Annotated in this window: 15 protein-coding genes; 8 read left to right on the forward strand and 7 right to left on the reverse strand. The window is 42.1% G+C overall.

Annotated features, from left to right (window positions below):
• The 3 genes from QUF07_RS04675 to QUF07_RS04685 form a co-directional block, all read left to right on the forward strand.
• On the forward strand, window positions 1–183 hold a 183-nt coding region (locus tag QUF07_RS04675), incomplete at its 5' end, for a hypothetical protein (protein WP_289426893.1).
• A 26-nt stretch (window positions 184–209) separates the two neighbouring features.
• Window positions 210–1,133, forward strand: a complete 924-nt coding sequence (locus QUF07_RS04680; RefSeq protein WP_217161716.1) for a glutathione S-transferase C-terminal domain-containing protein — start codon at window positions 210–212, stop codon at window positions 1,131–1,133.
• Between the two features lie 74 nt (window positions 1,134–1,207).
• Complete coding sequence (locus tag QUF07_RS04685) at window positions 1,208–2,959, forward strand: 6-pyruvoyl-tetrahydropterin synthase-related protein (RefSeq protein WP_289426894.1); 1,752 nt, start codon at window positions 1,208–1,210, stop codon at window positions 2,957–2,959.
• A gap of 82 nt (window positions 2,960–3,041) precedes the next feature.
• Here QUF07_RS04685 and QUF07_RS04690 read toward each other — a convergent pair whose 3' ends face one another.
• On the reverse strand, window positions 3,042–4,043 hold the full coding sequence (locus QUF07_RS04690) for a helix-turn-helix domain-containing protein (RefSeq protein WP_289426895.1): 1,002 nt from the start codon (window positions 4,041–4,043) through the stop codon (window positions 3,042–3,044).
• 96 nt (window positions 4,044–4,139) lie between these two features.
• On the opposite strand from QUF07_RS04690, the gene QUF07_RS04695 reads away from it, so the two are divergent.
• Entirely contained in the window at window positions 4,140–5,414 is a 1,275-nt protein-coding gene (locus QUF07_RS04695; protein ID WP_249778399.1) for an MFS transporter, read from the forward strand.
• 13 nt (window positions 5,415–5,427) lie between these two features.
• Here QUF07_RS04695 and QUF07_RS04700 read toward each other — a convergent pair whose 3' ends face one another.
• Genes QUF07_RS04700 through QUF07_RS04715 form a run of 4 tightly spaced genes read right to left on the reverse strand, consistent with a single transcriptional unit; the run spans window position 5,428 to window position 7,743 of the window.
• A complete protein-coding gene (locus QUF07_RS04700; protein WP_289426896.1) occupies window positions 5,428–5,679 on the reverse strand; it encodes a fatty acid kinase subunit FakA-related protein in 252 nt (83 codons plus the stop codon).
• A 22-nt stretch (window positions 5,680–5,701) separates the two neighbouring features.
• On the reverse strand, window positions 5,702–6,340 hold the full coding sequence (locus tag QUF07_RS04705; RefSeq protein WP_289426897.1) for a glutathione S-transferase family protein: 639 nt from the start codon (window positions 6,338–6,340) through the stop codon (window positions 5,702–5,704).
• A 53-nt stretch (window positions 6,341–6,393) separates the two neighbouring features.
• The gene (locus QUF07_RS04710; protein ID WP_217161722.1) at window positions 6,394–6,684 is read right to left on the reverse strand and encodes an ArsR/SmtB family transcription factor; all 291 of its coding nucleotides are present in this window, start codon (window positions 6,682–6,684) and stop codon (window positions 6,394–6,396) included.
• 42 nt (window positions 6,685–6,726) lie between these two features.
• Window positions 6,727–7,743, reverse strand: coding sequence for a zinc-binding alcohol dehydrogenase family protein (locus tag QUF07_RS04715; protein ID WP_217161833.1), 1,017 nt, complete (start codon window positions 7,741–7,743; stop codon window positions 6,727–6,729).
• A gap of 302 nt (window positions 7,744–8,045) precedes the next feature.
• On the opposite strand from QUF07_RS04715, the gene QUF07_RS04720 reads away from it, so the two are divergent.
• Together QUF07_RS04720 and QUF07_RS04725 are read left to right on the forward strand one after the other, a co-directional pair.
• Window positions 8,046–8,396 carry a winged helix-turn-helix transcriptional regulator gene (locus QUF07_RS04720; RefSeq protein ID WP_289426898.1) on the forward strand — a complete coding sequence of 117 codons (351 nt, stop codon included), beginning with the start codon at window positions 8,046–8,048 and terminating at the stop codon, window positions 8,394–8,396.
• A gap of 144 nt (window positions 8,397–8,540) precedes the next feature.
• Window positions 8,541–8,825, forward strand: a complete 285-nt coding sequence (locus QUF07_RS04725) for a type II toxin-antitoxin system RelB/DinJ family antitoxin (protein ID WP_217161724.1) — start codon at window positions 8,541–8,543, stop codon at window positions 8,823–8,825.
• 514 nt (window positions 8,826–9,339) lie between these two features.
• Here QUF07_RS04725 and QUF07_RS04730 read toward each other — a convergent pair.
• Together QUF07_RS04730 and QUF07_RS04735 are read right to left on the reverse strand one after the other, a co-directional pair.
• Complete coding sequence (locus QUF07_RS04730; RefSeq protein ID WP_289426899.1) at window positions 9,340–9,591, reverse strand: Mce/MlaD family protein; 252 nt, start codon at window positions 9,589–9,591, stop codon at window positions 9,340–9,342.
• 124 nt (window positions 9,592–9,715) lie between these two features.
• A complete protein-coding gene (locus tag QUF07_RS04735) occupies window positions 9,716–11,044 on the reverse strand; it encodes an MFS transporter (protein WP_289426900.1) in 1,329 nt (442 codons plus the stop codon).
• A gap of 86 nt (window positions 11,045–11,130) precedes the next feature.
• Between QUF07_RS04735 and QUF07_RS04740 the strand changes: the two genes are divergently transcribed.
• On the forward strand, window positions 11,131–11,253 hold the full coding sequence (locus tag QUF07_RS04740; RefSeq protein ID WP_289426901.1) for a hypothetical protein: 123 nt from the start codon (window positions 11,131–11,133) through the stop codon (window positions 11,251–11,253).
• 293 nt (window positions 11,254–11,546) lie between these two features.
• Complete coding sequence (locus tag QUF07_RS04745; protein ID WP_217341413.1) at window positions 11,547–12,002, forward strand: HIT family protein; 456 nt, start codon at window positions 11,547–11,549, stop codon at window positions 12,000–12,002.
• Window positions 12,003–12,051: the final 49 nt, after the last annotated feature.

Here is a 12,051-nt window from a genome sequence, read left to right on the forward strand (position 1 = left end):
ATTAAAAAAATCTGTACAACCAAGGGACAAGTGTATCCAAAAGTTCAAAGCAATTCTGAGTTAGTTGAAAAAATCTTACTAGTTAGGACTGATAAACATCATATTTCAACAAAAGATAAAAACATACCCGTCAGTTTTCGAAAAAACACGAAAACTGACGGGCTTTTAATGAACTATGAATAATTCAGGTCATTAGAGGAGTGATTGATATGAGTGATCAATTTAAACCAAATGATGCTTGCAGCTGGCAACCCAAAAAGACAACTGATTCACCATTTTCAAAGAAGTTTTCAACTGGGGAACTGCCGATTGAAGCCAATCGTTATCGATTAATTTGGGGCAGATTCTGTCCGTGGGCGACGCCGATTGCCACGATGATTGATTACACTGGTTTGAATCAGGTGATTTCTAAAGGAGCCATTTATTCGTTGCGTCACGCTGGGGTCAACGATAATTGGTTCTTTGGTAAAGGTGGTCAAAAAGATCCGGTCTTACAAACGGCCAGTTTGCGGGAAAATTTTGAAAAGACCGATCCAGGTTTCACTGGGCGGCCGACCGTGCCAGCTTTGGTTGACGTTAAGACCGGCAAAGTGGTCAACAATTCTTCCCAAGAGATCATGAATGAATTGGCTTCTTCTTGGCAGCCCTATTTTAAGGAAGGCGTAGCCGATGTCCTGCCAGCGTCAGAACGAACGCCAATTCTCGCGTTGACCAGCCAGATCATTACCGACATTACGTCAATTCCCGGCCAAATTGCTGCGGTTAAATCTCAATCTGAATATGAAAAATTAACCAACCAGTATTTTGATCGCTTGCAGTGGCTGGATGACCGTTTGGTTGAACGCCAATTTCTGATGGGCGATAACCTTACTGTTCCCGACTTTTGGCTCGTTGTGAGTCTCATTCGGTTTGACACTGTCTTTTACTTCCAGAGTAAATTGAACCAGAAGCAGTTAACGGATTTTCCCAACTTGTGGCGGTATGCCAAGACTTGTTACCAAATTCCTGCGTTCAAGCAGAATACGGACTTTCAAGCAATTAAAGAACATTTCTTCAAGGTTAGTGATGATCCGGTTGAGTCAATTGACCGGGTGATTCCAGTTGGACCTGATGAAAGTAAATGGATAGATTAAAATTGTTGGAACCCTTTATGCTACAATGATATCTAGATGTTTTTTACTACTGATGATTGTGAGGCAAAGGGTTTATGGTCGATGAGGCAAAGGCAACAAGTAACGGGTCATTTGGTTCACGAGTGGTTTTATTTATTAAGAAGTATTGGCTGACAGCGATTGCGTTTTTAGCCTTTAGTGTCATTAACGTGATTATGCTATTTCGTTATCACTGGTTATTTGGCGGCCAAGATCTACAATTTCACCTTCAACGAATTGACGAAATGTATCATAGTTTGATCAACGGCAACTGGAATCCATATCTGGCGACTTTTAACTTCAATCAATTAGGATCGGCTGTGATGAGTCTTTATCCGAAGTTGCCACTTTATTTATTTGCAATTATACGACTGGTGGTGAAAGATGCCATCACTGGCTATTACCTGGGGATTATCCTAATGACCTTTTTAGGCCTCTGGGTTAGTTATGCGGCTTATCACTCCGTTAGAAAAGCGGATTCAGTCGGTGCATACATATTTGCCATTGCTTACGAGCTGTCTGGTTTAAATATTACCTATAACTTTTTAAGTGCCGACATTGGCATCAGCTTCACCTATTTGATTTTACCGCTGGCGTTTGCCGGCTATTATCATTGGGTAACTGCCGGGAAATTTCGGATGCTGGCAACTGCGATGACCATCATTTGCTTATCCCACGTTTTAAATACCTTAATTACGGTGTTAGCCCTGGTGATTTTTCTAATAGTCGATATCAAAAAAGTTAATCGTCAAAAATTGTTAAATTTGGGCAAAGCCGTTGGAATTACGGTGTTGCTGAGCAGTAGCTTTTGGGTGCCAGCTTTACATTTTGGTACCAGTATTAAAATGACTAAGCCATTTGCTTTTCCGCTAAATGGCATTAATTTATTGCAATATACCACAGCGGCTTTAAGCAACAATATTACTTATGGCTTTACGATTGTGGCTTTGCTGGGCTTTGTGCTGGCAGCTATCAGGTACCGTCATTTATCGCGTTTTAGTAAAGAAATATTTTGGGTTGGGATCGGTTTTGTGATTTTAAGCAGCAGCCTGATTCCATGGCACTTATTTCAAAACACGTCATTGAATCTGTTGCAATTTCCATGGCGCTTCTTAATTTTACCTCAGCTGGGCTTTACTTATTTGTTTAGTTCGATTGGCTCAGCTTTACTAAAACGAGTTCCCAAACGCACATATCAATTAGGGATTCTCAGCATTTTGACGTTGGTTGTCCTGGGCCTTTCTTTGAATTCACAGGCTGGGCGGGTAAACTTTGAACGGAAATCTCCGGAAATTAAAGCCGATCTTTATCCTGACAGTAATCAAATGCCGCTGGTTCAGGGAATCTTTTGGTATCGAGTGACTAATCTGCGACAGTATCGCCACATGATGACGTATCTGCCGGTTACTGATTATCTGCCGAAGATGAGTGATGACATGTTCAAAACGTTGGCAATGCAACGCGCTATCCAGGATAATAATCCCGCTGTCAATATTCCGGTGTTATCTAAAAGTCACTCGAAGGGTAAAAAGATGACTGTCGATATTGGGACGCCAATTAAGAGCTTGGCATTACCATTTGTGATCTATGATCGGCATTACACCGTGACTTTGGATGGTAAGCGTTACCCAGTAAAAGTCAATCAAAATCACGTGTTAACTATTAACCACTTATCAGTAGGTGAGCACACCATTCGGGTGAGTTACCATAACGACGGGCTGACCGCGATCATTTGTGGATTGACGTTGCTGGGGTTAATGGCCATCTTGTTGCCTCAAAAATGGCCAAAGACTACGAAACGACAATGAAATCAAACAGAAAATTAAAAAGTAAATGAGCGAATGGCAGCTAGATGTTTGGGGCTGCCGTTCGCTCATTGTTTGTTATTTGTTACATGATAAACAGCATCGATTTACCCGGCGTCTTCTGGTTTTGTTTGATAAGTTTGACAAACTGAATCAGCATCCCAGCCATCTTTGGTTCGTGGAGAATATGTAAGATATCAATTGCGTCTTGCATCTTGTCAGCCCCTTGTTTACCGTCAGAGTTAATGTAGTCGAACCAACCCTGATAGAATCTCAGCAAAATTGCATAGTTGCTGTCTTCTCTTTGAGCAACCAATTCTTGAAGGTGATGGAGGGTTTGGCGGGCCCAGTCAAGCTTGCGAAAATTGATATAGGTGCTAAATAAGCCAAATAGTAAACCGCCTTGGATGAGTGGCATGATTGGAAAAGTGGCATTGATTGATGTGCGTTTAATGGCGATTTTTTCAAGCTGGTGAACGGTTGTCAGTGGCATTGCGTAGTGGCTGATGCCAAATAGCAGTAGTTCAAATGAACTCCAATTTTCAATGTTATATAAATAAGAAATAATGGGTCGCATCATAATTCGAACCTTGCTAAATCTTTTATCCGTCGTCTGGGGTTGATTAGTGTCGATGTCGTTCTTTAATAATTCTGCTTGAACTTGGTACAAAATTGCTAGCAGGTGATGCCAGTCGGCTGTACCAGAATTTTCCAGTTCCAGAATTTTTTGATTGAAGTACGTCATTGTTTTGGCAGGATTATTTTCATATTGCTGTTTTGATGAATCCAGATCTCGCATCAAGATTACTAACGGGGTCATGAAGTTGGCCGAGAGAAACATCGGGTTACCAATTAAAAAAGAAGATTTTGTTGCCAAGGTTGAATCTTTTCCCAGTAAGTACAGGAATTCTTCGGCGGAAAAATTAATTTTTCCCAGTAAGTGAATTAAGCGGGTAAAACTAATTTGTGAATCACCATTTTCAAACTTACTAATAAATGAAATGCTGTTATGCTCATCTGCCACCTGTTGAAGCGTTAAATGCCGGTCCTGCCGCAATTTTCGAAAGAGTTTGCCTGGTTCATTCATCGAATCACTCCAATTTAATTATCATATAGTGGAATTTTATCATTTCTAGTCTAGTTCTTAGATACAGTGAAAACAATAACTAGAGAGAAGTGGTTGATGATGAACTCGTATATTCGGAGTAAGGGGTTTCGGGCACTAATTAATGCGGCAGTTTTTAATGGCATTGGGAACAGTCTGTTTAATATTGTTTTCATCATCTATGCAGGTAGCTTGCCATTTAAGACTTTAGCAGTCAGTCTGGCCTCATTTGTTACTTATTTGCCCCAAATTCTGAACGTGGTGATTGGCTATTATGCAGATGGCACGCATCATAAATATTTGGCGATGGTAGCCGCCCGCCTCGGTCAATTTGGCTTGTTTATAGGGTTAGCGGTGCTAATGTTGGGATCGATAACGATTTGGACTTTCCTGATTTTGTTAGCGATCAATGTCATTAGTGATTGTCTGGGGCAGTTTTCTAATGGGCTTGAGCTGCCATATTTTAGACACCTCGTTCCCAATAACGAGTTGAATGCTGCCATGGGACTTGAGGTCGCAACGCAAACCACGTTACAGATGATCTTTCAAGGAATTGGTGCGGTGGGGATTGTTTGGTTAAACTATCGCTATAGTTTGTTTGGGATTATTAATGCTGTTACTTTTCTGGCGGCAGCGGGGGTAATTTGGCTGAATCGAGCCATCTTTATTGGCATTGATCCATTGCTGGCAGTCAATCAGGTGGCTGAAACGACCCCCAAAAAGCCACCCATGAAGGCCAGCTTAATAATGACTGGAAAATTGTTGTGGTCAAAGCGGCCACTCGTCATTGTGATCATATTTGCTTTTTTAGTTAATACGGTTGCTTGTGCACTAGATGGGCTAATTAATTTGGCAATCCTCCACAACCGCGCATTGTGGCTGGGAAACTATGGTAATAGTGTTGCAGCGGTAAATATTTGTCTCTCAGCTGGAACGGTGTTGGGCGCGCTCATTCAGCAAGACGGGTTGGCGAGAACAAACTTTTTACGGTTAAACGGGTATGTTTGCTTATCACTCGTTGGCTTGGCGGCAAGTTATATATTTAGTAATTCGCTGGTACTCATTACAATTGTGAGTGGACTAAGTGGGTATCTAATGGGGAAAGTAAATCCCCGCGTTTCGGCGGCGTTCATTAAGTTGATTCCAGACGATCAACTGGGTCGCTCAATGGGATTTGTGAATATGGTTGCTCTGGCAGGGGCACCGCTAGGTAGTGGTGTGTTCCTGACAATTGCTAATCTTGGAAAAAGTGGTCTGTTTAGTAGTTGGTTGATATTTGGAATTACTTCCTTCTTAATTGCGGTGGCCTCTTGGATCTGTGATGCTCGGAACTGGATGGCTACAGCGAAATGAGCCAAGTAACAACTTAGCCCTTCAGTCCCCGTGCTTGCCGATCCATATCCTCAACGACAATGTCAAAGATTTCGCCGAGGGAGGCGCAGTATTCTAAAATCTTCCAGGGATAATTGGTGTGGAAGTGAATTTTCATCAGGGCTTCATCGCCAACGTCCAGCAATGAGTCGCCGTCAAACCTGGCAAGAATTTCGTCGTTTAAATCATCTTCGCTAAGTGGGCAGCCTTCAATTAAGAGTTGGGTATCGTATTTGTATTTAATCATCGGTCAGTTCCTTTCTGAACTTCTAGTAGTTTGATTTTTCAGTTAATGAATGAGGGGCACCTTCAATTTGAAGCACCGCTTTGACACTGGGGATTTGGCGCATCCTCGTGTCAAAGTGTATTAAATTATGAAACTTTTCTAACGGATAATCAAGTTGTTGCATCCAGTTGGTCATCACAAATAAGTAAGGATCTGCAATCGTAAATTTGTTTCCCATCAGCCAGGGACCTGCAAAATGGTTTTCCACAAATTGCAGCCGGGGAGCAATCCGCTGCCAGATCAGCTGTTTAGAATCAGCCGTATTGGGCAGCCAATTGCCTTTACGAAACGGTGAAATAAAGTTCTTATGAAGTTCAGTGGCGATATAGTTCATCCAAATTCTGAGTTGCCAGTAGTTGCTTGAGTCCTGGGTAAACGAATAATGGTGATCAACCTGATGATCAATGTATTCTAAGATAACCGCGCACTCCGTTAGGTATGTACTCGTATGAGTCTGGAGAGTTGGCACATAGGATTTTTCGTTTATCTGGTTGTAATCGCCCTGTTGCCAAGTCTTTTTGTCCAAATTCACTTTTTCCACTGAAAAGTCTAAGCCGCTATCTTCTAGTAAAATATGAGGTGCCATGGCACTGGTTCCTGATGCGTAAAACAAATTCAGCATACTAAGATCTCCTTGTTCGATTGTTATCGAAATACAAAGTAAAAAAGAAAAGACTACAAGGATTTCAGAAACGAGGGCAGGTATTCCTTAAAAGTCTTCTCGTTAATTGACAAGTATTTGGTTTGTGCAGCTTGGCGCGTGTTGGTTAGCCCAGCATGTCGCAGTGCCTTAAAGTGATACGAAACGGTTGATTTACTGATATTGAGCTGTTCGCTAACTTCCGAACAGGTCAGTTCCCGATCAGAATGATCCAGGATCCGTAAAATCCGAATTCGATTTGGTTCACTCAAGGTTTTGAAGATTTCTGCCAATTGATTGTCTTTTTTACTTTGTTCGATATCCATGGAACTAACATACGGCTAGAATATAAAATTGTCAAACTCGATTCATTCATTTGAAATGGCCACTTTGCCGATTTCGTGATTGGTTTCGACCAACGCATGGGCTCGTTTAAGGTTGGCAACGTTAATTGGTCGCAATACTTTCGTAACGGTTGAGTGAATGTCACCATTGTCCAAAAGGCTGGCAACTTCATCCAAAATTTGATGCTGGGTGATCATGTCGTCAGTGTGATAATACGATTTGGTGTACATCCATTCCCAATTAAAGGAAGCAGCTTTCTTGGTCAATTTTTGCAAATCAATCCCGCGCTTATTTTCGGTGATTGCGCAAACCGCACCCTCTGGCTTGATAAGCTCGATAATCTCATTCCAATGCCCATCGAGGTCATTTAAATTGAGAATATAGTCAACATAATGGAAACCAAGTTTGCGAACTTCGGTAACCAAGTTTTCGTGATGGTTAACGGTATAATCAGCGCCGTTTTGAAGGACCCACTTGATTGTCTCAGGGCGAGAGGCACTGGCAATTACTTTGAGACCGGCCAAGTGAGCGAGTTGGGTTGCAATTGAGCCGACGCCCCCGGAACCGTTAATGATGAGGATGGTTTGCCGAGCGTTTTGCTCGCGTGCCTTGTCAATCCCTAATCGTTCAAACAATGCTTCCCAGGCGGTTAAGCTGGTAAGCGGCATGGCACCAATTTCAGCGGCGGTTAATTTGGTCGGTGCGTGACCGACAATCCGCTCGTCAACTAACTGGTACGCACTATCTGATCCGGAACGGATAAAGGAACCCGCGTAAAAGACTTTGTCGCCTGGCTTAAAGAGTGATACTTCGTCACCGATCTGTTCAACAATTCCGTAAGCGTCCCAGCCAATCACTTTGGGTTGCTTTAGAGTTCCCCGACCATGCCCGCGGACACCCACATCTACGGGGTTAACCGAGGTGGCGATTACTTTAACCAGAAGATCGTGACCTGCTGGGTTGGGGACCTCTTCTGTAAATTCTTCAAGACTATTTGGATCGTTAATTGGTAAATGTTTCGTAAAGCCGATTGCTTTCATTGTTATCATTTAAATTTTCTCCTTTTTTATTAGTGAGCAGATCCAAGCGGTTAGAGATCGGAGTGTAAGTCTCCTCGAATAGAAATTTTGGTTTTGGGAATTTTTGTTCGAGGTGCTTACGCGCAGATTGTTGCTTTGCGCAGCTGTCCTAACTACATTTCCAGTGTAAAGCGCTGAAATTTCAATACAAGACGTGAATTTTAATTAACTAAGTTACAATTTTTTCACCTCGGGAAATCGTTGAAACACCGATTTGAATGGCTTATGATGGATTTAGCTAAATTAGGAAAGAACTGATATGAATGAAACGCCGCGTTTATGATTGTCAAAATGGATGTCCGGTTGAAAGCACCTTGCAAATTATTGCTGGAAAATGGAAGAGCGTCATTATTTATCATTTGATGGCTGGCACTGAACGCTTCAATGATCTGCAAAAGCAAATGCCAGATTGTTCACGGCGAATGTTGGCCCTGCAGCTGCACGAACTTCAAGCAGATGGCGTCATCCAAAAGAAAGTTTATCCGGTCATTCCAGTTAAGACTGAATATTCACTGACTGGCTTTGGCCAAACCCTGCGCCCGGTTATTACCGCGATGGAAACTTGGGGCAACTTGTATAATCGACGGGCAACCCGCCAAGCGGCAGCTGACTGACTTTATGCAGATGTTCAGTTAACTACTTAAATATAAAATGGGCCATGCAAAATGCTAAGGTCGAAAGATAATCGTTGACAATTAATGAAAGTTTTGTATTCTAAAGTTGAATTGTGTTACACTTGTCATACAAGAGGTGATAAGATGGCAAAGACTGATTTAAAACCTGCAACGGTGTCTGTTCGAATTAATCCGGATGTAAAAAAGCGCGCAATTGAAAAGTTAGCAAAATCTGGACTGTCATTATCAGATTATACGCGAATTGCAATTACGAGCGTTGCCAATGATGGGCTGCCGAAGTACTTTGGTATTCCCAATTCAGAAGTTTTAGGTGCTGTTAATGAAATGATTGATGATGCTACCGGAAAAAAGCATATGCCCGAGGCTCATGATCTGAATGAACTAAAGGAACGGTTGAATGATGACTAATATTATAAAATATTCCTCAAAGTTCAAATGCCACTACAAGCGCGTTTTGAAAGGCCCTCGTTGGCAGAAGATATTTTATGATAATTTGCCATTGGAAATTACACGGACGGAACAGAAATTCACGCCCTTTGATTTCATTATTACGTGTCTCGAAAGAGATATACCCATTCCAAAATATTTTTACGTTCATCCGATAACGCTTCCAAAAAAGATGGTTCAAAGGTTAAAGTCGGCCTTTGGACATACATATACAAAAATTGCGTGTTTAGATCTACATTTCGATGGCCACAATGGTGATCATTTATTGATTTATGCCACAAACGCAGATGCTAACCTTGTATATTTACTTGAAATTGGAACTCATAGTGAGTTGTTTTAGTAGTTAAGTAACCATGTTTGAAAAAGGGATCCCCATCCTTAGACATTAACGTCTAGCGATGAGGATCTTCTTTAGTAACGGTCATTTACAAAATCCAATGATTGGCTAACTAACTCCTTTAGCCTTTAATTCCAACTAAATTTTTTCGAGGTCGGCGAGGGTGCCAATCGTACATTCATTGATTTGGGCGCTCTTTTTGATGTGAGCCATCAAAGTGAACAGGTCACCGGGAATTTCCCAATGTTGGTCGGTATGATCAGCATAGACAGTTACGGCTCCATTTCGATTGTCGACTCGGTAGCTGATTTGATGCTGCTTCCTGGTTACCTGATTGTAGTCTTCAAAGGCAGCCCGCAGTTGTTGCATTAATTCGTTGTGATCGATCATGTTTCACCAGACTTTCTTCTAAATTCATTATAGTGAGAAAGTTCGTGAAATTACAAGAAAATGAAAAGCTGAACTAAGCAGGGCTATTTTGGGAACATCGCCTTAGGCTTTTTCACAATATCCATTACTTCGTATAATCAATTGACTTGGTTTCTTTGGTTGTTAATAAAGCGATCAATGAGATCACAGCCATTAAAGCTAAATAGTAGCCAACGGAGTGAATGCCCCACTTATCAACCAAGAAAGACGCGATGGTTGGCGCAAATGCGGCACCGATGATGGCGGCTAAGTTGTAGGCAATTCCAGAACCGGAGTACCGGGTGCTGGTTGGGAACAATTCTGGCAATAAAGCGCCAACTGGTCCGTAGATGATACCGTAGATGAAGAAGCCAACGAAGATGAAGAACAGGCCGCCGGCAAGGTTGTGCTGTCCCTGGAAGAAGAATGGGAATACCAATGCAAACGCAATGATCATGAGGGTCCCAGTTACCAGAATCCGTTTGCGGCCAATTCGGTCTGCGAAGAGTGAGGCGACCATAATCATGACCCCGAAAAGGACGACGCCCATCATCAATAATAAGAGCCATTCACGGTTATTGAAGCTCATGGCTGTTGTTACGTAACTGAGGGACCAAGTTGTTAACAGGTAGAAGAATGTGTAAGCAACCCCCATGATAAAGGTACCTTTGAGGATTTGAGCCCAGTTTTTCTTGAAGACCTCTGCTAATGGTGACTTTTGAACTTTTGATTGGTTCATTGCCAAACGGAACAGTGGGGTTTCCTGCATCTTTTCCCGAACCAACAACCCAACAACCACAAGGACCGCTGAGGCCAAGAATGGGATCCGCCAACCAAAGGCCTGCATTTGGGCTGGGGTCAGTGTGGATTCAAGAATGAAGTAAAGCCCATTGCTTAAGAAGAAGCCAATTGGGGCACCAAGTTCAGGGAAGGCGCCATATAGGGCCCGTCGATTTGCTGGTGCATTTTCGGTAGCGACGAGGACTGCTCCGGACCACTCACCACCAAGGCCAATTCCTTGAATGAAGCGAGCTAAACATAATAAGACGACTGCGAAAATGCCTAAGGTTGCGTAGCCGGGAAGAACGCCAATAACCACTGTGGCGGTTCCCATGGTTAGTAATGAAACGACCAACGTTTTCTTGCGGCCTAACTTATCGCCAAAGTGACCAAAAACTAATGATCCGAGTGGTCGGGCGACGAAGGCAACCCCGAAGGTTAAAAGACTTAAGATAAGGGCAATCGCTGGGGTTAATTTAGGGAAAAAGACGTGGGGAAAATATATAGCGGCTGCAGTTCCATATGCATAAAAATCAAAGAATTCAATGGCGGTCCCAATCATTGACGCCAAAATGACTGTCTTCACGGGATCTCTTTGTAACGTGTCTGACGCGGGTTCTACTGAATTTACGGTTGTTTCTGGCGTATCTTCCATAAAACTGTCACTTCCATTTCTATATATTTGTAACAAAAATCAAATTTGGATCTCAAACAGTTAATCACCTCCCTGGGGATAAAAAAATGCCAAGAACTGAATTGATAGTCCTTGGCGAATGCACCAACTCTGCCCACAACTTGCGGGCACTCAAATTAGCCCACAGTATTAATAATGATAATAATGCCGGCAATTGGGTGAAGTTGTAAGTTTGAGTTGGTCATATTTTTTATCTCGCTTTTTCGAATTGATGTTATCTTATCAAAGCATAAATTAGATGAAAATAATTCAAATAATTTTTGACCTTTTGACTAATCAGGCTGATATGTCAACATTTATGACGGGAAATTCTCATTTTATTCTAATTTAAGGACAATTTGTTCCTTATAAACGAAATGATTGTTTATTCGAGTATCAAGATATCTTATCTGGCAATGAGGTTGTGTTTATATTTTTCAGATCTATAATTAACTTTTAAAAAAGTGCTGAGAGGAGATTGAGAATGGTTAATTGGCAAGATGACCGTATTGGTTCAGCAATCAATGGAACCAATCCCATGATAATGAGCGAAATGCCGGGTGGATTCGCAGCATTTGGCGACACCCAATTTTTGCCTGGTTATTCTGTTTTATTGCCTAAGCGGGAAGTGGCCTCATTGAACGATCTGACGATTTCTGAGCGGACGTTATTTTTGACAGACATGAGTCTCCTAGGTGATGCGGTTCTACAAGCAACCGGAGCTATCCGAATTAACTATGATATTTTAGGAAATACCGATAACTTCTTACACGCCCACGTATTTCCTCGATATCAGAGTGAACCGCCTGAACGATTAAAAAAGCCGGTGTGGTTATATAGCCCCGATCATTGGTTTGATGAGCGGTATGCTTATGCCCCTGATCGGGATGGAAAATTGCGGGCGCAAATTACCGAGTTGTTAAAATCGGCGATAAAGTAACTTGACAATTCTCTTTAAAAATTGGGCAGGTTGTGATGATCTACATGGA

Source organism: Lentilactobacillus sp. TOM.63 (assembly GCF_030361045.1).
GTDB classification, from domain to species: Bacteria; Bacillota; Bacilli; order Lactobacillales; family Lactobacillaceae; genus Lentilactobacillus; species Lentilactobacillus dabitei.

Coding starts and splice junctions, on each gene's coding strand:
- QUF07_RS04680 (WP_217161716.1), top strand. CDS start 210: ATGAGTGATCAATTTAAACCAAATGATGCTTGCAGCTGGCAACCCAAA.
- QUF07_RS04685 (WP_289426894.1), top strand. CDS start 1,208: ATGGTCGATGAGGCAAAGGCAACAAGTAACGGGTCATTTGGTTCACGA.
- QUF07_RS04690 (WP_289426895.1), bottom strand. CDS start 4,043: ATGAATGAACCAGGCAAACTCTTTCGAAAATTGCGGCAGGACCGGCAT.
- QUF07_RS04695 (WP_249778399.1), top strand. CDS start 4,140: ATGATGAACTCGTATATTCGGAGTAAGGGGTTTCGGGCACTAATTAAT.
- QUF07_RS04700 (WP_289426896.1), bottom strand. CDS start 5,679: ATGATTAAATACAAATACGATACCCAACTCTTAATTGAAGGCTGCCCA.
- QUF07_RS04705 (WP_289426897.1), bottom strand. CDS start 6,340: ATGCTGAATTTGTTTTACGCATCAGGAACCAGTGCCATGGCACCTCAT.
- QUF07_RS04710 (WP_217161722.1), bottom strand. CDS start 6,684: ATGGATATCGAACAAAGTAAAAAAGACAATCAATTGGCAGAAATCTTC.
- QUF07_RS04715 (WP_217161833.1), bottom strand. CDS start 7,743: ATGAAAGCAATCGGCTTTACGAAACATTTACCAATTAACGATCCAAAT.
- QUF07_RS04720 (WP_289426898.1), top strand. CDS start 8,046: ATGAAACGCCGCGTTTATGATTGTCAAAATGGATGTCCGGTTGAAAGC.
- QUF07_RS04725 (WP_217161724.1), top strand. CDS start 8,541: ATGGCAAAGACTGATTTAAAACCTGCAACGGTGTCTGTTCGAATTAAT.
- QUF07_RS04730 (WP_289426899.1), bottom strand. CDS start 9,591: ATGATCGATCACAACGAATTAATGCAACAACTGCGGGCTGCCTTTGAA.
- QUF07_RS04735 (WP_289426900.1), bottom strand. CDS start 11,044: ATGGAAGATACGCCAGAAACAACCGTAAATTCAGTAGAACCCGCGTCA.
- QUF07_RS04740 (WP_289426901.1), top strand. CDS start 11,131: ATGCCAAGAACTGAATTGATAGTCCTTGGCGAATGCACCAACTCTGCC.
- QUF07_RS04745 (WP_217341413.1), top strand. CDS start 11,547: ATGGTTAATTGGCAAGATGACCGTATTGGTTCAGCAATCAATGGAACC.